The sequence below is a fragment of the Streptomyces sp. NPDC001514 genome, from assembly GCF_053597075.1.
In genome coordinates this window covers 119,295-141,248 of the sequence record NZ_JBSFHO010000022.1, presented here as the reverse complement: position 1 = coordinate 141,248, position 21,954 = coordinate 119,295, and the positions used below count along the sequence as shown (strand labels likewise).

Here is a 21,954-nt window from a genome sequence, read left to right as displayed (position 1 = left end):
GTTGCCCGCCCGGCAGCCACTAGATGTCACGATCCGGCACTCGAACATCCCGAGGAACAACCGCTCTCTCGGAACGCCCTTAGCAAGGGATTAGGCAGCCACCATGGGGCGAGCCTCGAAGATCACGGCCCCGATCGGGCTATTGCGGGCAGGCGAGGAGCCAGCCCGATTCGCGGCCAGCGTAAGGGGCCATGATCTCTCGCCCCATGGTGGCTCCCGCCCAAAGCCGCTACACCGCCCGTTGCGCCCGCGTCGCCGTCCCGACTGCTATCCGCCGAAGCCTCGCCCGTTGTTCGTGGACGTTGCGGACCAAGCAGCATCGGCGGCAAGAGGGCCCGTGACCACCTCCATCACCCTGACGCAGCGTCCCTATCTGCCTGGGCTTTCCGGCGAGCCTCCGCAATATGCGTAGGTCTGAAGGCTGCTGCTTTCCTCCTCGCTGCCTGCGCCTCGGCCGGGCGGTCCAACCCCTCCCACACAAGACCGAGGGTGCCCAGGGAGTCCGCGAAGCCGGGAAGGTAGCGGTGGGCGTCGGCCCTTTGCAACCCACGGAAGAGGTCAACGGCTTCCTGGGCGAGCGGCAGCGCCTCGGCCGGGCGATCGAGCTCCGCCAGCGCAAGGCCAAGGGTGTCCAGGGAGTCGGCGAGCTCCGGGCGGTAGCGGTCGGGGTCGGTCTCGGCCAGGCCACGGTAGAGGCCAACGGCTTCCTGGACAGGTGATAGCGCCTTGGCCCAGCCATCCAGGTCCGCTAGCACAAGACCGAGGGTGTTCAGGGAGTCGGCGAGCTCCGGGCGGTAGCGGTCGGGGTCGGTCTCGGCCAGGCCACGGTGGTGGGCAACGGCTTTCCTGGCCGCCCGCACCCTCCTCGCCGCCACCAGCTCACCGACGATCACCGCACCTCCGGCCCCGACAGCGCCCCAGGGCCACGAGGCCCATCCGCCGGACCCAACTGCGATGCTCGTCCCCACCACCCCTCCTTGGACGGCATCCACGCCCCAGCGACGCCAACGTCTCCGCGCCATGACTTCACCGTTCCCAGTCCTGGCCGGCCAGTGGCCGCACTCCGTCCCCCGTGTGCACGTAGTGACCGGCGGTTCGGTGCTGCAGAGCGGAGCCCGTGCCCGCGGCTGAGCTGCCTTCCAGCAGCGGAGTACACCACCTTGGCCGCTGGCCACCGGCGTCGCCCCTGTGACCAGTGTTGAACAGTGCGGCAGTCCTCAGCAAACCGCCATGCGGGTAGTTCGCCGGAGGGGGTCGATGTGTGCCACAGGCGTGCCATGGCGGGCGTAGCGGGCGACCCCGCCTGGGTGGACGCAGCACTCCGCACGGTGCTCCTTGCTTCACCTGACCTGCTCTTCAGCGATCCAGAGGCGGCGTGGCTCCCGTGATGCCGGCGCGGTCGCGGACCGGAGGCGACTCCAGCCGGACTGTCTGGTGACATCAGTGGCTGACACCAACGGTGGCGAATCGGAGCGTTCTCCGGCGATCACTTCACTGCGGCGATCCGCAGGCACCCGCTGCATCCCTTGGCGTAACAGGGGTCTCGGACCGACCTGATAAGGATGAGGCTCCAATCCCAAGCCCCAACAAGAAGGGGCAGTATGCAGACGGTCGTTCTGGGCCCCTGGGCCGGCCAAAGTCGCTACGCAGACCGCGTGGCCTGGTAAACAGGCTCACGCAGTGCACTGGCCCCGCATGGCGCTCCGGCCGAGCTCAGAAGCTCCTCAAGCTTTTCAGCCCTGGGTACCGCGAGCCCGAAGAGCATGTCATGGTCACCCCACGCTGAATGAACCGAGCAGCCACAGAGGGGGATCCGTGATCGAGCTTGGCGTCATGTTCGGACTCATGGGTGTGACGGCGTTTGCCTTGATCGTCAAGCTGTTGCGGCGCAACCGCACGGAGAACGTCGACGGACTCCTCATCGAGCAAGCGAGCCGGGTACAGGCGCACAACGACCGAGTTACCTACAGCTCCACCGCAGTGCATAACTCTTCACCGACTCGCGACCACTACCGCCCCTAGCTCCGAGACCGTCGGCGTGTCGGTAGGGAACGGCCGATCCGTGCCTCTTCGTGCCCGATCAGCCCGGCGGTGAATCAGGCAGTACAGCAGCTCCGTACCGCAACCTCAGCAACCGTTCCCGGCCGCTACCGTCTCTCCGGTGCCTCGTAGCGGCCGGAGTGGCCATTGCTGCCCGACCCGGCTAGAGCTACGGATCAGAAGGTCGCACCATGGGGCGGCACGGTACCGGTCTCTGGCGGGGCCTTCTCAGTCCAGGTCGTCTTCCGGCCCCACGTGGCGCAGCGTCGTGCGGACTGCTGCAGCGGAATCGCCCGTGATTCCCAAGCTCAGAGCGCGGGTTCGACTCCCGTCACCCGCTCCACGCGAAAGCCCCAGGCCGTCGACCCGGGGCTTCTTTGCTGTCTAGACCGGATCAGGCTTCGCGTGCCCTTCTCCCGCTCGGCGCGGACGCGGGCGTCGATCCCGTCGGCCACCTCAGGCCGGCGCTCCAAGTTCGAGTGCTGCTAGCCCAGCACGGCCCGCTCGGAGACTGCCCGGCGCCCGGCGCGAACCATCGTGTCCTTGCGGTTCACCGAAGTTCCCGTACAACTAAGCGATCCGATCACGGGTCTGATCGGGCACGGCACTTCCGTGTCCGATCTTCTAGTGGGGGTTCACCTTGCAGTTCCGCTCCACCAGCACTCGCCTCGCCACGGCCGTCCTCGTCGTCACGGCCCTCGGCGCCGGCACGCTGGCCACCGCCCCGGCCGCCTTCGCCGCCGCCGCGGGCTCCGACGCGGGCTCGGCAGCCTCGGACTATCAGCCCGCCTCCCTTCCCGTCTTCCCGGGGGACGCCCAGCTCGGGGGCGCGGGCGCCACCGGTTTCCTCACCTACTCCTTCACCCACGACGGGACCCGAGAGCTGCACTGGAGGCCGTACGGGGGCGGGGCCCCTACCCTGCTCGACTACCCCGCCGACGGCGGGTGGGCCACGTCGGGCAGCGACGTGGTCGTCCTCGGCGACGACAACTGGGTCTCCCAGATGCGTTCCCTCACCCTGCGGAACATGGCCGACCCGTCCGCCCCGGGCGTCGACATCGACCTCGGCGCGCTCGGTGCGAACTACGTGGCCGTGCTGAGCCCGACGAGCGTGCTCGCGCAGGTGTCGAAGGACGACGGCACGGCGGAGCTGCACGTCGTGAGCAAGGACGGCGCCACGACGACCAGCCGCAAGGTCTCGGGGCTGCCCGCGGACGCCACCGACTTCATCGGCTCGAAGGTTCAGGACGGCGTCGTCCTCGTCGGGTACGAGACGGGTCCGGCGGAGGCGCGGACCGGCGGCCGGGCCCTGATCGACGTGGCGGAAGGGACGGTGTCCGAGACGTACTCCTCCATCGAGTCGGGGTATGGGTTCAGCGGCCTGCTGTTCTCCGGTTCGCACGTGGCCTGGCTCGACTGGAAGTCCGGCACCGGACTGTTCGTCACGTCCGTCGACCGCAAGACGCGCGAGGAGAAGCGGACTGTCCTGGGCGCCCGCGACGGCGAGTGGTACTACGAGCTCGTGGGCGGCTGGCTGGTGTACGGCGACCCCGAGACGCCCGTCCGGGCCGTCTCCCTGACCAGCGGCGAGACCCGCGAACTCGCCGACAGCGCGTCCGGCTCGGCGGCCGCAGGCGACGGCAGCGTGATGGTGAGGGGCACGCGGGCCGCCGACGGCGACGGGCTGTTCCGGATCGAGGCCGCGGAGGACGGCACCCCGACGGTCACCAAGGTGGCGGAAGCGGGCCAGCCGGTCGGTGTGGAGATCGAGCAGGTCCACATCCCGGAGGTGGCGTACCTCGACCAGACCGGCGGCAAGGTGACGCTGGGCTGGACGCTGTCCCGTCCCAACGCCCGCCTGGACGTCACGCTCACGCACCTCGCCACGGGCAAGGAGTTCCGGACGAGCGTGAACGCCCCGGCCTCCGGCTCCCTCTTCAGCTACACCTGGGACGGCACCATCGGCGGGGTGGACGCGCCGAACGGCAAGTACGGGGTGATGGTCGACGCGACGCCGCTCGACGGCATCGGTGAGCCCGGCTACCAGAATTCCCTCATGACGGTCGCCCGGACGAGCAACCCGCACGACTACACCGACAACGGCTCCACCGACGTCCTTGCCCGGGACGCGTCCGGCGTGCTGTGGCGCGACGACCTGCGGGACCGGCCGGTGAACGGGCAGGTCAAGCCCGCCCAGCGCACCCGGGTCGGCGCGGGCTGGCAGACGTACAAGCAGATCGAGGCCGTCGGCAACCTCGCGGGCAACCAGGCCGGCGACCTGGTCGCCCTCGACGGCTCCGGCGTGCTCTGGCACTACCTCGGCAAGGGCGACGGCACCTTCACGCCCCGCGCCCGCGTCGGCGCCGGCTGGCAGATCTACAACAAGCTCACCGGCGGCTCGGACCTCGACGGCGACGGCCGCACCGACCTCCTCGCCACGGACACCGCTGGCGTGCTGTGGTTCTACAAGGGCACGGGCTCCGCCACCGCCCCCTTCGCCACCCGCGTGCGAGTCGGCGGCGGCTGGGGCATCTACAACCAGCTCACCGCCGTCGGGAACATCGCCGGTACGGCCGCCGGCGACCTGGTCGCCCGCGACAAGGACGGCGTCCTCTGGCTGTACCAGGGCAACGGCCGCCGCAGCTTCTCCACCCGCGTGCGGATCGGCGGCGGCTGGGGAGCCTTCACCCAGCTCGTCGGCGCCGGTGACGTCGACAACGACGGGCGCCCGGACCTGATCGCGTACGGGGCGGGCGGCACATACGTCTACCGCTCGACGGGCTCCACCACCGCCCCCTTGAGCCGTCAGTCGACGTCGCTGTACGCGGGGGAGGGCTCCAAGTTCAACAACATCGCATAAGAAGCAGCACCACCGTGCACCACACCAACCGGCACCACCCCCGGCTCGCCAGCGCCGTCGCGGTCACCCTCGCGGTGACCGCAGGCGCCGGGGCGGAGGAGCCGGGCCCCGCCGTCGTCAGTCCCGTCTCCCTGTTGCTGGGCGGGGGCCGTCCGGCTTTCTGTCGAGGATCTTGAGCTGTTCTTCTACGACGACTGACAGCCCTCTTTCTGCTGGGTCAACGTCGCGTCCAGATGACGAGGTGTCACCACTGACGCAGGGCCGTTGGGCCGTCTCAGTTTCCGTCTCATTCACCGACGTTCGGCACCGTTCAGTTATGGCCGGACGCGTAGTGTCGACGGCCCTCTGGTTCCAGATGAACACAGCTGAACGGCCCCGGACAGGTCTCTGACCAGCGCCAACAGACTTGGAAAGCGTGCGCCCCCAAGCCAACCGCCTTGGCCCGGGACGTGCACCGGTTCGCGCAGAGCACCCCGCTTGGTAGTCGGGCTGTACCTGCGTGTCTAACTGCGTGACAACGCCGACGAACAGCGGCGGACAACCGCGCACACCTGCGGACCATCACAGCAGGTCAGAGGTACACCAGCCCCAGGTCGAGCGCCCGCCCAAGTTGCTTCGGGACGAAGAGGTCGTGGGTTCAAATCCCGCCACCCCGACACAGGTCAGAGGCCCATTCGCGTGATCGCGAATGGACCTCTGTCGTGCTCTGGGGGCCAAACGAAATTGATCAGGCCACCGCGTCGCCCTCGATACTCGGGGGCTCGCGGTCGGGGTCCTTGTGCCGGCCGCCGCGTTCGGCCCACTGCCTTCCGGGGTGGGGCCACGGGCATGCCCTGGGCGGACAGGTCACCACCGCGCCGGTGCCCCGGCGGATGATCCGCAGCAGCCGTCGGCCCTCATAGTCATCGATCTCGCGAACCCACACACCCTCAACCACGGACCAGCAGCCTGGCCGATGCACCCGGCCCGCGCCAGGTCCTCCGTGGGCAAGTCATCGCGTCAGCGCCGGACACGGCGACCTCGTCCACTGCCCGTGTCCGCGTCGGTTTCAGGTACCGGCAGAGACAGCAGCACGGTTCCGCAACCACGCTGCCTCTGTGGTTGTGAGATTCGGGTCGGCCAGCTTGGCGTTGACCGCCTCCTGAACCCGCGGGGTGGGATCAGTGCCGCAGCCGCCCTGGATAGCTCGCAGAAGCAGGCCCCGTCCCAGACGTGCGGCGAGCCCGGGGACATCGGCGCTGCCGACGGTCACCATGGTCATCGCCACATCGGCAGCGGGATCACCAGCGCCCGCATTGCTCCAGTCGATCACCACGGGGCCGCGCCCGGTCAGAATGACGTTGCCCGGATGCAAGTCCAAGTGCAGCACCCGGTCATCACCTGCTTTGCCGAACCGCTTGGGCAGCCATGCCGGTGCCGGCAGCCCATGGAGTCGATCGTGGAGGCCGCCCAGCATTCGACCGAGGTCACGCACCCGCCACGGGCGCTGGGTCAACGCCTCCAGCATCGTCGGTCCGGTCAGCCGCTCAAGTCCATGCCGGGCACTCCGTCTTGGCGACCCGTCGCCTGCCAACAGGGCGAACGTTGCCTGCTCGCGCGCCTTTGTTTCCAAGGTGAGGTCACAGAGCCGGCATCAATGCCGCGGTACCCACCTCCTCGGTCACGGCCGTCCCTGAGCGACCGACCACGCGTGAGATCTCCTCCAGCGGGACTCCACTGTCGAACGGCAGCGACACGAACTGTGGGCCGTCGCTGTCAGCGGTTGCGTGGGACTACCAGGCCGGATTCGTAGGCGAGGACCACGAGTTGAGCACGGTCGCGGGCGTGGAGCTTGGCCATGGCCCGGTTGATGTGGGTCTTTGCGGTCAGTGGGCTGATCACCATGCGGTCGGCGATCTGGTCGTTGGACAGGCCTTGCGCGACCAGGGCGACGGCCTCGCGTTCGCGGTTGGTCAGTTCTTCCAGCCCCGTGTCGGCGCCTGTGCGGAGCGGCTGGGTGACGTACCGGTTGATCAGCTTGCGGGTGATCGACGGTGCGAGCAGGGCGTCACCGCGCGCGGCGACGCGTATGGCGTGGAGGAAGTCTTCCGGCACGATGTCTTTGACGAGGAATCCGGCTGCGCCGGCGCGCAGCGCGTCGAAGACGTATTCGTCGAAGCCGTAGTTGGTCAGGATGACGACGTGCACCCCGGTCAGGGCCGGGTCCGCGGCGATGCGCCGGGTCGCCTCGATGCCGTCGACGACCGGCATCTGGATGTCGATGAGCGCAATGTCGGGCACGTGTTCCTTGGCCAGAGCCAGGCCCTCCTCCCCGTCGGCCGCCTCGGCGACCACCTCGACGTCGTCTTCGAGGTCGAGGAGTGCGCGGAATCCGCTGCGGATCAGCGGCTGGTCGTCGACCAGCAGGACGCGGATCATGAAGTTCGGTCCACGGGGAGTTCGGCTTGGACGGTGAAGCCTCCCTCGCCGCGGGGTTCCGCGCGTAGGCGACCGCCGAGGGCGGTGACTCGTTCGCGCATCCCGAGCAGCCCGACGCCGGGCACCGGGGCGGTGTCCGGTGTGGCCTTGCCGTCGTCATCGATGCGTATGGCGAGGGCGTCCGGGCGGTAGTCGATCCGGACCGATGCCGTGCCGGCGGCGGCATGGCGGGCGATGTTGGTGAGCGATTCCTGAACGATGCGGTAGACGGTCCGGTCCACCGCGGTCGGCACGTCGTGTCGTTGTCCCGCGATTGTCAGCGTCGCGTCCAGGCCGATGGCCCGGGCCCGTTCCACCAGTTCCGGGACGTGGTCGAGCCCATGCGGCGGGGTCGTGTCGTCGTCGCGCAGCGCCTCCAGGGTCGCGCGCAGTTCCCGGGTCGCCTCACGGCCGGCCTGCTGGATCGCCAGCAGGGCCTCCGGCACCTGTTCGCCGCGTCTGCGGGCCACGTGGACGGCGACTTCGGCCTGCACCTTGATGATCGAGATCTGGTGGGTGAGCGAATCGTGCAGCTCCCGCGCGATGCGCAGCCGCTCCTCGTCGGCGCGGCGCCGCGCGGTCTCCTCCCGGGTGCGCTCGGCTTCGTCCGCCCGCCGCTCGGCCTGCCGCAGCGCTTCACCCGCGGCGCCGGCCGCGATCAGCCAGGCCAGCTCGAGGGCGCCTCGGGCCTGCGCGAACGCCTCGCCCGTGTCGTGCAGGCCCGAGGCCAGGGCCGCGAGAGGGAGAGCGGCCAGCATGGCCACGCTCACCGCCACCGTGATGATGCGGTGTCCCGCCCGTACGGCTGCGTACACCGCGAACAGGTACGCGACGGCAGGCACGTCGAAACCGGCCGCCTGGTAACCCACCGCACACAGCCCGGTGACGGCCAGGACGGGAACCGGAGCCCGGCGGCGCGCGGCCGGCGCCAGGCCGCCGGCCGTCAGCAGCACGTATCCGAGCAGGTCGAGGTTCGTGGCGGAGTGCTGCCCGGACAGCCCGGTGACCAGCAGCGTCGCCGCCACGCCGACGGCGATCGCCCAGTCTCCGACACCGGCCCGGACACCGGACCGTCCTGTACTCATGCGCGCACCTTAGCCAGATGCTGCCGCGGGCGAATCCGGCTCGTGGACGAGCGGCTGCCTACCGCGCACGCAGTACCTCCGCGGCGCCTGCGGCATCCGCGGCAGCCGGGTGCGCCATCGGCGGCAGCGCCAAGTGCATCCGTCTGCAGGACGACCGGCGGTGCGCCCGGCGACATGATCAGGCGACATCCGAACCTCGGAAACGAGACGCACGAAAGAGGAGAGGGACATGAGCTCATCAGGAGCCCTGACGTCAGTCCGACGTGTGCTTGCCGTGGCCGGAGCCGCCCTGCTCGGGGTGTTCCTGCTTGCCGCACCGGCGGTCGCGCACGTCTCGGTCCAGCCGGCCGCCGCCAGTGTTTACACCATGAGCGCCGGGCGACTCGGCGCCAGCGTGGCCGCCGTGCTGGGGCTGATCGGCGTGGTCATCGGTGGGCTGGCTCTGGCCCGCCCCGCCGGTCGTTTCGGCACCGACTCCGGGCGACTCGGAGCCATCGTCGCCCTGGCGGCAGGGCTGATCGGCATGGTCATCGGTGGGCTGGTTGTGGCCACCTCCGACGGTGGTATCGGCACCGGCAACGGGCTGGGCGGGGCCATCGTGGCCCTGGTGGTGGGGCTGATCGCCATGGTCCTCGGTGGGCTGGCTCTGGCCCGCTTCCGCCGCACGGTGCTGACCGGCTGACCCGGCTGACCCGGCTGACCCGGCTGACCCGGCCATGGTGCCGGGTAGTGCCCGTGTTGTGGTTCCTGCCCCTCCTGGGCGTGTTCCGGCGGGCGCAAGGGCCGTACGCCTCCAGGGCGGCAAGGCGCTGCGGACCCTGAAAGGGGCCCCGCCCCGCCCCGCCCGGGCGCGGAGCAGGGCCTGCGTCAGCCGGCTTGCGACGGCGTCTGCTTGATGCTGCCGACGACGGCCCGGTTCATGATGGCGCTGGTGTAGGTCACCGTGCCGGGCTTGATCAGGGCGTCCGTTCCGCTGTTCTTCCGCACCTGGACGTTGCGCGCGCCGAGGAAGACATGGGTCTTCCTGTCGAAGATCCACTCCTCGCGCTGACCGCTGGTCTCGTCGAGCCGGGCCACCGCCACCCCTTGCCTGCCCACCGCGTCCACCGCGTCCTGTACGACGACGACACCGGGGATCTTCGCGGCAGCCTTGAACAGAGCCGAGTAGAGCTCCGCAGGCGGGTAGCTCTCGACGAGCAGGTCCCCGATGGTGGTGAACGCCTCCTGGTCGGGGGAGTTGCCGTGGCCCTCGGTCTCCTTGTAGATCTTGGCCAGCAGGGCGTCGGGGTCGGTGGTCAGCTTGGCCAGGTAGTCGTACGACGGACCGTTCAGGTACGCCTCCGGGGTGTTGCCCTGCTCATCGGGGAGGCTCAGGGTCTCGCCCTCGGGGCTGTCGTTGACTGCGGGGTCGATCAGCCAGCCCTTGGTGCCGTCCGGGGACTTCCACATCTGGCGGCGGTGCAGATCGTGACTGGCCAGGGTGGACTTGCCGTCGACGGTCTTCACGAAGGTGTCGGCCGTCCTGGACTCGATGTAGATGTACTGGCCGGGCTTGACGGCCGATTGGGACCCGTCGGCGGCCGCCAGCGAGATCTGGTCGAGCAGCTGGGGCACGCCCTTGGTTGTCGCGGCGCCGATCTGTGTGGTCAGGGCCGGTCCGGTGGCGACGCCGCCGTCCCTGACTCCGCCGCCGCCGGACATCGCAATCCCGGCGACGACCGCTCCCGCCACGGCCGCCGCCATCGCGGGCAGCACGATCGCCGGACGCGGCAGCCGGAACCGCCGTGCCTTCGCGGGGGCTGCCGTCGCCGTGCGCTCTTCCCGCTGCATGTCGTGAATCCGGGCCATCAGACGCTCCTTGTGGAACTGGTGGCGGCCCGTCGGCAGGTCACGCGCCGTCCGGGACAGGAGCTGTGCGCTCTCATCCCACTCGGCCGGGTTCTGCCGGGACGTGTTCGCGTTCATCGGTTTCCTTCCTGCGCGGGCCGGATCGCGTTTGTGTGATCGCCTCTTATCTGTCGGCCGAGGTGGCCGCCTTCCCGTTTCATGCGTACTTTCTTGCCCGCCACTTCGGTTGCGGAGCGAGACAGTTCGGTTGCCGGGCGGACTGTTGCGGCAAAGGGGCGCGCCAATTCGGCCTCGGCCAGCGCACGCAGCTTCTTGCGGGCCCTGGAAAGCCGGGAGGCCACCGTTCCGACCGGAATCCCGAGCGCTTCTGCCGCGGCCTCATAGTCGAGGCCCTCCCCCAGGCAGAGCGCGATTACCTCGCGCTCCGGTCTGCGCAGCGCGGCCAGCGCGGTGAGGGCCGTCGCGAGTCGCCGCCGGTCGTCGACCCGGTCGGCCACCTCGTCGGCGTGGTCGGGCACGGACAGCTCCGCCGCTGCGGCGGCGTTGGCCGCCGCCCGGTACCGTCGGTTGCTCCGGTACTGGTTACGCGCCGTGTTGGTGGCGATGCCCAGCAGCCAGGGCCGCAGGGAGCCGCCCTCGGGGTCGACCTTGTCGCGAAGCCGCCATGCCTCCATGAAGGTCGCGGCCATCACGTCCTCGGCCGTCGACCAGTCGGCGGTCAGCCGGAAGGCATGGTTGTAGACCGCGCGGGCGTAGCTGTCGAAGAGTTCAGCGAACGCGCTCGGTTCCCCGGCCCGTACCCGGGTACGCATATGAGTGCTCACCTCAATGAGCTGTCCGGCACCCCACACCGGCTTCCCGTGACCTGCGTCACAATCGGCCTTGATGCCCCTTCCCCCCGCGGCGTCCACTCCGGCCACCTGTCCACCCGACGAGTTGCGTCGGCCTCTACTCCGCTCCGAACGGCTCCTGACAGATCTGTTTTAATGATCGCCGTTTGAAGACACACCACCAACAGCGGTGGGTGCGCTCCGTGTTCAGTGCCGAGCCCGGGCCGGCCCGGCCTGCTGTGGCATGCACGGGGGAGCCGCTGTGACACGACGAATCGTCAAGGCCGGACTTGTGGCCGGCGCCGCAATGCTGCTGACGGCCTGCGGTGGCGGCGCGGACCCGGCCGCAGGGACCTCCGGGGCCGCCGGAACTGGTGGCGGCAAGGCCGCGTCGGGAGGCGACGCCAAGAAGGCGCCACTGGCCCAATCCGGCTCCCTGACGGTGGCCTTCTGCCACCCGATACCCGAGGGGAGCGGCGACGGACTGGTCCACGGACTCACGCTCCGCTCCTTCTCCGCCAAGGACGGCGCCCTGGTCGCCGAACGTAGCGCCGTCCTGCCGAGCGGCGCGGAGCCGACGGCCGGGTGCGAGGAGGACGGGCCCGGACGTGGGGTCGGGCTGGCCTTCAACAAGGACCTCACCATGGTCGCGGGCATCTCCAGCGCCGGCGCCACGGACCGGGCCGCCGCCTATGACCTGACCACCGGCAAGGAGGTCGCCCCGCCCGACCCGGACGCCTTCGCCAAGCGCCCGAAGAACACCGGGGCCGCCTTCCATCCGGTCACGGGCCGGCTCTGGTACGACGAGCGGCCCAACGACTTCGAGTCGAACGACCCCGTCGCCTCGCGCGACCCGAAGGGCGGCGTGGCGACGGAGGAGCACGTTCCCTTCGACAAGATCCCGGACCTCCTCAACCAGGACGGCCCCACGGCGACCACCGTCCTGGCGACGAGCGGCATCAACGGGCCCGCCACTTCCTCCGGCGGGGTCGTGGCCGTCGGCACGATGGGCGAGGGCGGCCATCTGGCACGGGTCAACCGGGTCAAGGATGAAGGCCGCATCGGCGCGGTGTCCTTCCTCAGCGACATCGGGACGGCGGGCCTGGACGACGCACCGCTCAACTGTGACCCGTCGTTCTGGCGTGACGCCACCACCCTGATCTGCGAGTTCAAGCAGATCACCTTTACCGCCGACTACCGGAAGGTCGTGAAGACCGAGGACCTGATCCCGGAGAACGACCGGGTCAACCTGCCCCCGGTGCCCTCCCCCGACGGCAAGGGATTCGCCTTCCTCTCCCGGGGAGAAGGCGGGCAGTGGGCTCTGTTCCGCGGGCAATTCACCCCCGGCGCCCAGCCGGTGAAGATCGCCGACGTGGACGAGCCCATCGACGGCTCCGACAAGCACCGTACGTCCCTGCTCCGGTGGAACTGACGGGCCCCGCTCGGCGAACACACAAGCGGATCGCCCTTGGCTGAGAACGCTGCAGGACGTTTTCAAGACTCTGGCCCAGATCCGTGATCCTGCTGCGCGGTGCGTGTACGTCCATCGCCCGCGAGCACGCTGGGCTGCTGGTGGACAATCACCATGGCGTACTACGCCGATTGTCCACGGGGCAGCGCGGAGATACGCGTCATGGGCAACGGCGTCGCCTAGGCCGCTCCTGAGCTGATCGCCCGCTAGGTCGAAGCCCACGGCTATGTGCCTCCGGTCGGCTTCGTACATGCGGTGGTGCCGCCGGATGCTTCCCCCTGAACTCGGGACTCAAGGCTGCGTGAGGATCCGGGTTCGGAGAAGCTCGAACGAGGCCCGACCGGACGTGGCCCGTTCGAGCGTTTTCACTCGGTTCACGATCCGGGACCGCCGGTGCCTGCAGCAGTCCGAGCAGCCGGGTCCGGCCTGCGGCCGACCGTAGCCTCCGGCACAGCCGCGCGGCCGGACGGCCGCCCAGTTCGACCGCGACCGGCCGCAGCACCCCGTCAGCCCCCGGACCACGACCCGCTGGTCGCCAACTGCCGCTCGTCCAGGGTCCGCTGGTACAAGCCGTGAACCCGTCCGGCCTGCTTCCGGCAGTCCGGGCACCAGCCCGGCCGGTCGAAGGACACCGCCTCCACCACCACGGCGTCCGCAAGGCGCTCACGCGCACGACTCGGCTCCCTTCCCCGCGCCCGGGCCCGGGCCCGGGCCCGGGCCCAGCATGCCCGCGCGCGGCGCAGCCCTCCCCTGGTGCCGCCCGCAGCGCCGCCGCCGCGCGTGGTGACGTCCGTGCCCGGCGGGCCGGCCCCCGGCACATACCTGTCGTGGGCACTCTGTGCCACCCCGATCCGCTACCCCGCGCCGAAGACGCTCGGCAGGCTCGGTGTCTCGACCACTGAGGATCACCCCCACCGAACCCCACCGGGAGAGACCAATGGACATTCGGCAACTTCGAACCTTCCACCGTGTAGCCGTGCTAGGGAGCTTCACCCGGGCCGCGACCGAGCTCAACTATGCGCAGTCCAGCGTGACCGCCCAGGTCAAAAGCCTGGAAGTCTCCCTCGGCACCGAGCTGTTCGAGCGGGTCGGCGGGAAGGTCAAGCTCACTCCGGCCGGCAGCCGGCTGCTGCCGTACGCCGGGCAGCTGCTGTCCCTCGCGGACGAGGCGCGCGGGGCGGCCTCGCCGGACGGGCAGCCGGAGGGACTGCTGACGATCGGGACCATGGAGAGCATCACCTCCTACCGGATGCCGCCGGTCCTGGAGTACTTCCACCACCGCTACCCGCGCCTCCAGCTCGCCCTGCGGCCCAGCCTGTGCGCGGAGACGCTGCACTCGCTGCGGCAGGGCGTGTTCGACGCAGGCTTCCTGATGGAGGCCGAGACACAGCACTCCGGTGTGCACAGCGAAGTGCTCGGCATCGAACGGCTCGTGGTCGTCGCCCCGCCCGGCCACCGGCTCGCCGACGACTCCAAGGTGCCCACCGACGAACTGCGCCAGGAGTCCGTGCTCGCGCCCGAAGCGGGCTGCGCCTACCGGGAGTTGCTGGAGGCGGAGCTGAACGACGGCTCGGGCGAACCGGTGCCGTTCCTGGAGTTCGGCAACATCGAGGCGATCAAGCGCGGCGTCGGCGCGGGCCTCGGGATCAGCCTGCTGCCACGCATGACGGTCACCGACGAGCTGGCCGCGGGCTCCCTCGTCCCGCTCGCGTGGGAGCCGCCGTTCGAGCTCTACACGCAGCTCGCCTGGCGCAAGGGCACCCAACTCTCGCGGGAGCGCCAGGTGTTCGTGGAGCAGGTCATCGAGTTCCTGAGCCACGAGTACGAGGAGTCCTGAGCCATGGGATTCTCTGCAACTCATGAGCAGGGTGAATCCCGCGTATGAAGAAATTGACCTCATCGATCGGGAAAGCCGATAACGGCCATCGGGAATGCCGAACGATGCTCCTGGACTCCTCCACACGTCGGCACGGAGACTTTTGGAGTCACAGTTACACGACAAGGAGAGTCCTCATGTCCCAGGTCATGCTCCCGGCAAAACGCTTTGTCGTATCGAGCGTGTCTTCCGATGCCCATATGTGGAATCTCGTCTTTCTTCAGCTGCTGCTCGAAGAGCGCGGCGCCCAAGTCACCAATCTGGGAGCCTGCGTGCCCGACGAGCTCATCATCGAAGAGTGCCGCCGCTCGCGGCCCGACGCCCTGGTCATCAGCACTGTCAACGGGCACGGGCACCTCGACGGCCTGCGGCTCATCCGCAGGATCCGCAGCGAGCCGGACCTGGCGGACCTGCGTGTCGTCATAGGCGGAAAGCTCGGCGTGCGCGGTGCCGAAAATATCGTGTTCGCCGAGGAATTGGCGCTCAGCGGGTTCGACGCGGTATTCGAGGCGGACGGCGGGCTCGACAGTTTCCAGCAATTCCTGGGAACTCTGGACAGTGCGGCATGGCCCGCACTCGAAACTGCGGAGGCGGCAGCGTGAACATGCCGGCCCGACGAATACCGGAAGGCGCCGTGGCCGAAGTCGCGCCGCGGGGGCGGTTCTCGCGCTTCGTGCAGCAGTCCCACGCGGGCGGGCGGCTCGTGGTGCAGCCCCGGATGGGCTTCGCCGACCTCGCCACGATGCGGGAGGGGCTGCTCGGGGTGCGGAACGCCAACGCCACCGCGATCGGAACGATCACTCTCGACAGCTACACCCGTGTCAACGACCACGACTCGGCACGGGCCGCGCTGCGCACGGGCGCCGAGCTGAACGGCTTCCCGCTGGTGGCCCACGGACCCGACATCACACGAGAGTTGCTGGACTCGGTCTCCGGACCGGACTTTCCCGTGCAGGTGCGGCACGGCTCCGCCCTGCCCTACCCGCTCTTCGAGGCGATGGTCGCCGCCGGTGTCGACGCCACCGAGGGCGGCCCCATCTCGTACTGCCTGCCCTACAGCAGGGCGCCGATCAGCGAGGCGGTCAAGGCCTGGGCCGAGTGCTGCGAGCTGATCGCGGCGCAGCCCGAGCCGATGCATCTGGAGAGCTTCGGCGGCTGCATGCTCGGGCAGCTGTGCCCGCCGAGCCTGCTGGTGGCGCTGAGCGTGCTCGAGGCGCTGTTCTTCCGCGAGCACGGACTGAGCGACATCTCTCTGAGCTACGCCCAGCAGACCCACCCGGGGCAGGACCTGGAGGCGGTCGCAGCGCTGCGCCGGCTCGCCGGTGAGCGCCTTCCGCAGGCCGACTGGCATGTCGTGCTCTACACCTTCATGGGGGTGTTCCCGCGCACGCCCGTCGGGTCCTTCCGCATCCTCGAGGAGAGCGTGCGGCTCGCGGTGCGCAGCGGCAGCGAGCGGCTGATCGTGAAGACCCCGGCCGAGGCGCACCGCATTCCGACGATCGCCGAGAACGTGGACGCCCTGGAGTTCGCGGCTTCCATCGCGCACGACGAGGCGGGCCGCGTGCCGGACGTCGGGCCGACCGACTCGGGGATCTACGAGGAGGCACGGCTCCTGGTCGACAGCACCCTGGAGCTTGCGCCGACGGTCGGCGAGGCGCTGATCCGCGCCTTCTCGCGCGGCCACCTGGACGTGCCGTACTGCCTGCACCAGGACAACGCCAACAAGTCGCGGGCGTACGTCGACCCGCGCGGCATGCTGCGCTGGGCGGAGCCGGGGCGGATGCCGCTGAGCGTGGACCGGGGCGCCTCGCGCCGTCCGGTCAGCGCGCAAGGGCTGCTCACGATGCTCGGATTCAACGAGCGGCGGTTCGACCGGGAGCAGTTGACCCGCGGTCACCTCAGGAGCCTGCAGTACGCCCCGTCCCGCCCGAGGAGCCTGTCGTGACGGCGCGCGCCATGGCCACGGCGTTCCGATGGCGCCCCGGACACCCTCGGGGCAGCCTGCCCGCCCTGACCGTACGACGCGTCCGCCTGCTGCGGCTTCGCACCCTCAACACCCTGGCCCAGACGGTCCGCCACTACGCGAGGAGCACCCCGTGAACCACCCCACCCTCGATGCCGTACGCGACCGCGGCGCCCTGCGCGCCGTCGTCAGCCGCGGGATCCGTGGGCTGTCGCTGCGGGCCGACGACGGCCGGTGGACCGGGCTCGACACCGACGTCGCCCGGGCCGTGGCCGCCGCCGCCCTCGGGGACGGCGAAGCCGTCGAATGGCTTCCCTCCGACCCCGCCGAGCGGCTGACCCGCCTCGCCTCCGGCGACGCCGAGCTGACCGTCTGCAATCTCAGCTGGACCCTCGGCCGCGAAGCCACGCTTCCCGTGCTGTTCGCGGGGGTCACCTGCTACGACGGCGAGGGCTTCCTCGTCCGCGCGGACAGCGGGATCGCCCGTCCCGAGCAGCTCGACGGGCTGCGCGTCGCCGTGCAGGCGGGCACGACCAGCGCCGGCAACCTCGCTTCCTGGTACGGGAGCCGGGGCCTCGCCGTCGAGCCCGTCGCGTATCCGACGCCGGGCGAGACCCTCGCCGCGTACGCCGCCGGCGAGTGCGTGGCCTACGTCCTCGACCGGGTCGCCCTCGCCGGGGAACGGGCCGCCCTCGCGGACCCCGCGGCCCACCGGATCCTCGACACCGCCATCTCGCGCGAGCCGATGGCCGCTGCCGTGCGCGACGGCGACCCGGCGTGGTTCCGGCTGTGCCGGTGGGTGCTGCAGCTGCTCGTGTCCGCCGAGCACCAGGCCGACGAGGCCGGCGACCGGGAGAAGGCGCTCGCCCAGGCCGCCGAGGCGGCCGGCGCGCACGGGCCCGCCATCGGCCTCGACCACGGCTGGGCCGACCGCGTGCTCGACGCCGTCGGCACCTACGCCGATGTCTACGAGCGCAACCTCGGCCCCGCCACCGGCCTCGCCGTCCCCCGCGGCCTCAACGAGCTGTGGACCCGCGGCGGCCTCCACTACGCCGTGCCGCTCCACTGATCCCTTCCCACACCTCCCCTGCAGAAAGGCACATTCACCATGAGTACCGACACACGAGGACCGGGCCAGGAGAGGAGGGGAGCGATCGAGCTGACCCTCGCGATGGTGCTCTCCGGCACTCTCGGCGTCTTCGTCATCGAGTCCGGCGCTTCGCCCTTCAACGTGGTCTTCTTCCGCTGTCTGTTCGGCGCCGTCACACTCGGCCTCTACTGCCTGGTGCGCGGCCTCTTCAAGAACCACGGCTTCACCGCGAAGAAGCTGGGCCTGGCCGCCCTCGGCGGCGCGTTCATCGTCTTCAACTGGGCGTTCCTCTTCGAGTCGTACGAGGGCACGTCCATCTCCGTGGCCACGGTCGTGTACCACACGCAGCCGTTCTACGTGGTGCTGCTCGGCGCCCTGCTGTTCCGCGACAAGCTCACCGCGACCAAGTTCGGCTGGCTCGGCGTCGCCTTCGTCGGTCTGATCCTGGTCGCCGGGGTCTCCGCGTCCGACGTGACGGGCGGCGGGAACAGCGAGTACCTCACGGGACTCGGCTACGCGCTGCTCGCCGCCGTCTTCTACGCCGTGTCGACCGTGATCACCAAGCGTGTCACGGGAGTCAAGCCGCATCTGGTGGCCCTGGTGCAGCTGGTGCTCGGCGTCTTCCTGCTGCTGCCGTTCACCTCGCTGAGCGAGACGACGAGCCTCGGCGCGGACTGGGGCTGGCTGGTCGGCCTCGGTGTGATTCACACCTGCGTGATGTACGTCCTCATGTACTCCTCGTACCAGAAGCTGCCCACCCCGAAGATCGCGGTGCTCGCCTTCGTGTACCCGGCCGTCGCGATGCTCATGGACTGGGCCGTGTACGGACACAGCGTGACCCTGCTGCAGGCGCTCGGCATTCCGCTGATCGTGGCCGCGAGCCTGGGGGTCAACCTGGGCTGGTCCTTCACCGGGCGGGCCGCCAAGGCCACCGCCGAGACCTCGGCCGCCGGTGGGACCGGGAGGACCGGGGCAGTCGAGTCCAAGATCGAGATCAAGGCCGGAGGCACCCGATGACCCTCGTGACCGACCCCACCGCCCCCCGTATCGCCATCGTCGGCGCCACCGGCGCCGTCGGCAACACCCTCATCGACCTGATCGAGCAGCGCGGACTGCGCTACCGCGACATCAAGCTGGTCGCCTCGGCCCGCTCGGCAGGGACCGAGCTCACCGTCGACGGCGTGTCCTACCCGGTGCACGCCGTGGACGAGTTCGACTTCGGCACCGTCGACCTGGCGTTCTTCTCGGCGGGCACGGAGGCCAGCCAGACGTGGGTGCCAAAGGCCACCGCGGCCGGCGCCGTCGTCATCGACAACACCATCGCGTACCGCATGGACCCGGACACACCGCTGGTCGTTCCGCAGGTCAATGCGCACGAGCTGGACCAGCGCCCGAAGTCCGGCGTGATCGCCAACCCGAACTGCTCGACCATTCCGCTGGTCCGGCTCCTGAAGGGCGTCGAGCAGCGGTGGGGCGTACGGCAGGCCGTCGTCAGCACCTACCAGGCGGCCTCGGGGCTCGGCCACCCCGGCGTCGACGAGCTGAGGGACGCCACGCGGGCGGCCCTCGACCATCCCGAAGAGACGTATCCGAGCAAGGAGTTCACGCCCTCGCTCGCCTTCAACGTGATTCCGAAGATCGACCGGTTCCTGGACACCGGCTTCACGCTCGAAGAGCAGAAGATGCTCCAGGAGTCCCGCAAGATCCTCGGCATCCCGCACCTGGACGTCACCACCACCTGCGTCCGTGTGCCCGTGGTCACCGGTCACTCGGAGGCCGTGTGGATCGAGACCCAGGGCGTCGTCGACCGTGCCGAGCTCGTCGAGGTGCTCGCCTCGCTGCCCGAGGTGACGGTGCACGACCGGGAGTCGCCGCGCGAGTTCCCGACCCCCGCCACGATCGACGACCCCAACCGGGTGCACGTCGGCCGGGTCCGCGTGAACCCGAACAATCCGCGCGCCTTCTGGCTCTGGCTGGTCGCCGACAACCTCACCATCGGCGCCGCGCTCAACGCGATCCAGATCGCCGAGGAGCTCATAGCCCGGGAGACGCTGTGACGGCCTCGCCGCCGGCAGCGCTTCACCGGCCGCCCGCGGTCCTGAAGTTCGGGGGCTCCAGCTTCCGGACGCTGGCCGCGTACGGGCAGCTGGCCGAGGCGCTCTCGCGGCGGATCGAGGAGGAGGACACCCGCCTGGTGGTCGTGGTGAGCGGCCAGCCGGGCGAGACCGAGCAGTTCCGGGAGCGCCTGAGCCAGGTCAACCCGCACCCGGAGGACGAGACCGTCGCGGGCCTGCTGACCCTCGCCGACACGGTGGGCGCGCAGCTGCTCGTCACCGCCCTGCACCGGGCGGGCCGCAGCGCAACCGTGCTCGCCGGGCACCAGCTGGGCCTGACCACGGACTCGGCGTTCATGTGGGCGCGCTTGGAGCACACCGACCCGGAGCCGCTGCGCACCGCGGCACGCGACCACGACGTCGTGGTCGTCCCCGGCGGTCAGGCGGCGGACAAGCAGGGCCGCCCGACCTGGCTCGGCAAGAACAGCTCGGACCTGTCGGCGGTGGCCGTCGCGGCCGCCGTGGGCGCCTCGCGCTGCGAGATCCACTCGGACGTCGACGGCATCTACAGCTCGGATCCACATCTGATCGCGGGGGCGCGCCTGCTCCCCGAGGTGTCGTACAACACCGCCGCGCTGATGTCCCTGTACGGCGCGAAGGTGCTGCACCGAAGGGCGGTCCGGCTCGCCCAGCGCAACAGGATCGAGATCGTGTGCCGCTACAACAGGGCGCCGTTCCCGGCCGGATCGGTGATCGGAACGGCCGGTTCGTCGGTGGCCGCGGTGGTGCTCAACCAGCGCTCGGCGGCCCTGCGGTACGAGACGGACGAGCTCGCCGACCAGGCGTACACCGTCTTCCACGGCGCCAACATCGATGTCGTGCGCCTGACCTCCGGCCCCCTCGTGGCGGTCACCGGAGGCTTCGTGGACCTGCCGGAGTTCCAGCGGCGCAACGGCATCACGCCCGGCGAGTACGCGGGTGTCCCGGTGACCGCCGTGCGCGGCAGCCAGGTGGCGACCCAGCTCGCCGTCGACGAGGAGGACGCGCTGCACCTGACGCAGCGCCTGCACGACTACGTGAACCGTCCCGGCGCGGACGCGGACCCGAACGCGCCACTGCTAGAGATGCAAGGAGTATGAACGCATGACCGCGACCACCGACCACGGCGTCCCGGCCACCGCACCTGTCACCCCGCAGACCTTCAGCGAGATCGCCCTGCCCGACGAGGTACGCGATGCGCTCGGTGAAGAGCTTTCACGTCTGCCCGACCCGAACACCGACATCGACCGCTCGATGACCCGGCTGCTCCAGGTCTTCGCGGCGCTGCCGACCGACCTGCTCCAGCAGATCCTGGACTTCGGCCGCCACATCGACACGCCGGGCGTCAGCCTCGTCAGCAACCTGCCGGTGGACGCCGTCCTGCCGGACACCCCGTCGGACGGCGGGCCGAGCACCGCCAAGACGTCGTTCGTGGCCGAGGGCGTACTGCTCGGACTGAGCGGCCTCCTCGGCGAGCCCATGGGCGTACTCACCGAGAAGGCCGGGCAGCTGGTGCACGACGTCATCCCCGTGGCGGGAGGCTCCAAGACCCAGACGAACCAGGGCTCGGAGGTCTTCCTCAACTTCCACAGCGACATCATGCACGACGTGATCGGCCGCTATGACGTCGCCAACCCCGACTTCCTGGTGCTCAGCTGCCTGCGCGCCGACCACGAGGGCGTCGCCGGCACCCACTACGCCGACGCCCGCGACATCTCGGCCGCGCTCGCCCCGGAGGCCCTGGAGACCCTGCGCAGCCCGCTGTTCCGGCTCAACGCGCCGGGCAGCTACATCCGTGACGTCGCGGGCGGCCAGGAGGTCCTGTCCGAGCCGGTTCCGATGATCAGCGGGCACACCGACTACCCCGAGATCGCCATCTCCGCCAATGGCGTGCGCCCGCTCACCAGCGGGGCGCGCGAGGCCCTGGACACCCTCCAGAAGGTCTGCGGCGAGGTCGCACACAGCGTGCTCCTCCGGCCGGGACAGGCCCTGCTGATCAACAACCGCAAGGGCGTGCACGCCCGCTCCACGTTCACCGCGCGCTATGACGGGCGCGACCGCTGGCTCCAGCGCACCTATGTCCGGCGGAGCCTGTGGAACGTGCGGTACCGCGTGACGGAGGAGAACCGGCGGGTCCACTTCTGACGCCTCCGGCACCTCCGGCACCTCAGCCACCTGTGGTGCCGCCGGCCCTCGTGTCCGGCCCCGGTCGCGTGTGCCGCTGACGGATCCAGCGGCACACGTACGCCCCCGAGCCCCGCGCCCCACCGAGTGACCCTCGGTGCGGCGCGGGGCTTCGCGTCGCACCCCGGCGCGTCGCACCCCGCTCTGGCCTCGACCG

The 21,954-nt window shown here is 70.2% G+C and carries 19 protein-coding genes; 13 read left to right on the top strand and 6 right to left on the bottom strand.

All coding sequences use genetic code 11. The features are described from left to right. Positions 1–350: 350 nt before the first annotated feature. Positions 351–893, bottom strand: a complete 543-nt coding sequence (locus ACWCXB_RS23370) for a tetratricopeptide repeat protein (RefSeq protein WP_450725408.1) — start codon at positions 891–893, stop codon at positions 351–353. A 922-nt stretch (positions 894–1,815) separates the two neighbouring features. Between ACWCXB_RS23370 and ACWCXB_RS23365 the strand changes: the two genes are divergently transcribed. Together ACWCXB_RS23365 and ACWCXB_RS23360 are read left to right on the top strand one after the other, a co-directional pair. Next, entirely contained in the window at positions 1,816–2,022 is a 207-nt protein-coding gene (locus tag ACWCXB_RS23365; protein WP_450725407.1) for a hypothetical protein, read from the top strand. A 658-nt stretch (positions 2,023–2,680) separates the two neighbouring features. Beyond that, positions 2,681–4,900: an FG-GAP repeat domain-containing protein gene (locus tag ACWCXB_RS23360; RefSeq protein ID WP_450725406.1), complete on the top strand. Its 2,220-nt coding sequence runs from the start codon at positions 2,681–2,683 to the stop codon at positions 4,898–4,900. 1,048 nt (positions 4,901–5,948) lie between these two features. Here the strand turns inward: ACWCXB_RS23360 and ACWCXB_RS23355 are convergent. The 3 genes from ACWCXB_RS23355 to ACWCXB_RS23345 form a co-directional block, all read right to left on the bottom strand. Next, entirely contained in the window at positions 5,949–6,407 is a 459-nt protein-coding gene (locus tag ACWCXB_RS23355; RefSeq protein ID WP_450725405.1) for an aminoglycoside phosphotransferase family protein, read from the bottom strand. Between the two features lie 248 nt (positions 6,408–6,655). Then, positions 6,656–7,318, bottom strand: a complete 663-nt coding sequence (locus tag ACWCXB_RS23350) for a response regulator (protein WP_450725404.1) — start codon at positions 7,316–7,318, stop codon at positions 6,656–6,658. Continuing rightward, positions 7,315–8,442, bottom strand: coding sequence for a sensor histidine kinase (locus ACWCXB_RS23345; protein ID WP_450725403.1), 1,128 nt, complete (start codon positions 8,440–8,442; stop codon positions 7,315–7,317). Before ACWCXB_RS23345 ends, ACWCXB_RS23350 begins: the two co-directional genes overlap by 4 nt. A 229-nt stretch (positions 8,443–8,671) precedes the next feature. Between ACWCXB_RS23345 and ACWCXB_RS23340 the strand changes: the two genes are divergently transcribed. Further along, positions 8,672–9,124 (top strand): DUF6223 family protein, encoded by a 453-nt coding sequence (locus ACWCXB_RS23340; protein ID WP_450725402.1) that lies wholly within the window; start codon positions 8,672–8,674, stop codon positions 9,122–9,124. Positions 9,125–9,309: 185 nt separating this feature from the next. Here ACWCXB_RS23340 and ACWCXB_RS23335 read toward each other — a convergent pair whose 3' ends face one another. Both ACWCXB_RS23335 and ACWCXB_RS23330 read right to left on the bottom strand, forming a co-directional pair. Continuing rightward, complete coding sequence (locus tag ACWCXB_RS23335) at positions 9,310–10,407, bottom strand: CU044_5270 family protein (protein WP_450725401.1); 1,098 nt, start codon at positions 10,405–10,407, stop codon at positions 9,310–9,312. Beyond that, the gene (locus ACWCXB_RS23330; protein ID WP_450725400.1) at positions 10,404–11,102 is read right to left on the bottom strand and encodes an RNA polymerase sigma factor; all 699 of its coding nucleotides are present in this window, start codon (positions 11,100–11,102) and stop codon (positions 10,404–10,406) included. Before ACWCXB_RS23330 ends, ACWCXB_RS23335 begins: the two co-directional genes overlap by 4 nt. 280 nt (positions 11,103–11,382) lie before the next feature. Between ACWCXB_RS23330 and ACWCXB_RS23325 the strand changes: the two genes are divergently transcribed. The 10 genes from ACWCXB_RS23325 (at position 11,383) to ACWCXB_RS23280 (ending at position 21,758) form a co-directional block, all read left to right on the top strand. After that, positions 11,383–12,552 carry a hypothetical protein gene (locus ACWCXB_RS23325; RefSeq protein WP_450725399.1) on the top strand — a complete coding sequence of 390 codons (1,170 nt, stop codon included), beginning with the start codon at positions 11,383–11,385 and terminating at the stop codon, positions 12,550–12,552. 976 nt (positions 12,553–13,528) lie between these two features. Then, the gene (locus ACWCXB_RS23320) at positions 13,529–14,428 is read left to right on the top strand and encodes a LysR family transcriptional regulator (protein ID WP_450725398.1); all 900 of its coding nucleotides are present in this window, start codon (positions 13,529–13,531) and stop codon (positions 14,426–14,428) included. Positions 14,429–14,604: 176 nt separating this feature from the next. Continuing rightward, positions 14,605–15,069 carry a cobalamin B12-binding domain-containing protein gene (locus tag ACWCXB_RS23315; protein ID WP_450725397.1) on the top strand — a complete coding sequence of 155 codons (465 nt, stop codon included), beginning with the start codon at positions 14,605–14,607 and terminating at the stop codon, positions 15,067–15,069. A gap of 2 nt (positions 15,070–15,071) precedes the next feature. After that, a complete protein-coding gene (locus tag ACWCXB_RS23310; protein ID WP_450725414.1) occupies positions 15,072–16,412 on the top strand; it encodes a methylaspartate mutase in 1,341 nt (446 codons plus the stop codon). Next, on the top strand, positions 16,409–16,567 hold the full coding sequence (locus ACWCXB_RS23305) for a hypothetical protein (RefSeq protein ID WP_450725396.1): 159 nt from the start codon (positions 16,409–16,411) through the stop codon (positions 16,565–16,567). Before ACWCXB_RS23310 ends, ACWCXB_RS23305 begins: the two co-directional genes overlap by 4 nt. Further along, complete coding sequence (locus tag ACWCXB_RS23300; protein ID WP_450725395.1) at positions 16,564–17,499, top strand: transporter substrate-binding domain-containing protein; 936 nt, start codon at positions 16,564–16,566, stop codon at positions 17,497–17,499. The genes ACWCXB_RS23305 and ACWCXB_RS23300 overlap by 4 nt, the downstream gene beginning before the upstream one ends. Before the next feature lie 39 nt (positions 17,500–17,538). After that, on the top strand, positions 17,539–18,537 hold the full coding sequence (locus ACWCXB_RS23295; RefSeq protein ID WP_450725394.1) for a DMT family transporter: 999 nt from the start codon (positions 17,539–17,541) through the stop codon (positions 18,535–18,537). Beyond that, a complete protein-coding gene (locus ACWCXB_RS23290) occupies positions 18,534–19,577 on the top strand; it encodes an aspartate-semialdehyde dehydrogenase (RefSeq protein ID WP_450725393.1) in 1,044 nt (347 codons plus the stop codon). The genes ACWCXB_RS23295 and ACWCXB_RS23290 overlap by 4 nt, the downstream gene beginning before the upstream one ends. Then, positions 19,574–20,713, top strand: coding sequence for an amino acid kinase family protein (locus ACWCXB_RS23285; protein ID WP_450725392.1), 1,140 nt, complete (start codon positions 19,574–19,576; stop codon positions 20,711–20,713). The genes ACWCXB_RS23290 and ACWCXB_RS23285 overlap by 4 nt, the downstream gene beginning before the upstream one ends. 4 nt (positions 20,714–20,717) lie before the next feature. Beyond that, positions 20,718–21,758, top strand: coding sequence for a TauD/TfdA family dioxygenase (locus ACWCXB_RS23280; protein WP_450725391.1), 1,041 nt, complete (start codon positions 20,718–20,720; stop codon positions 21,756–21,758). Positions 21,759–21,954 lie beyond the last annotated feature (196 nt).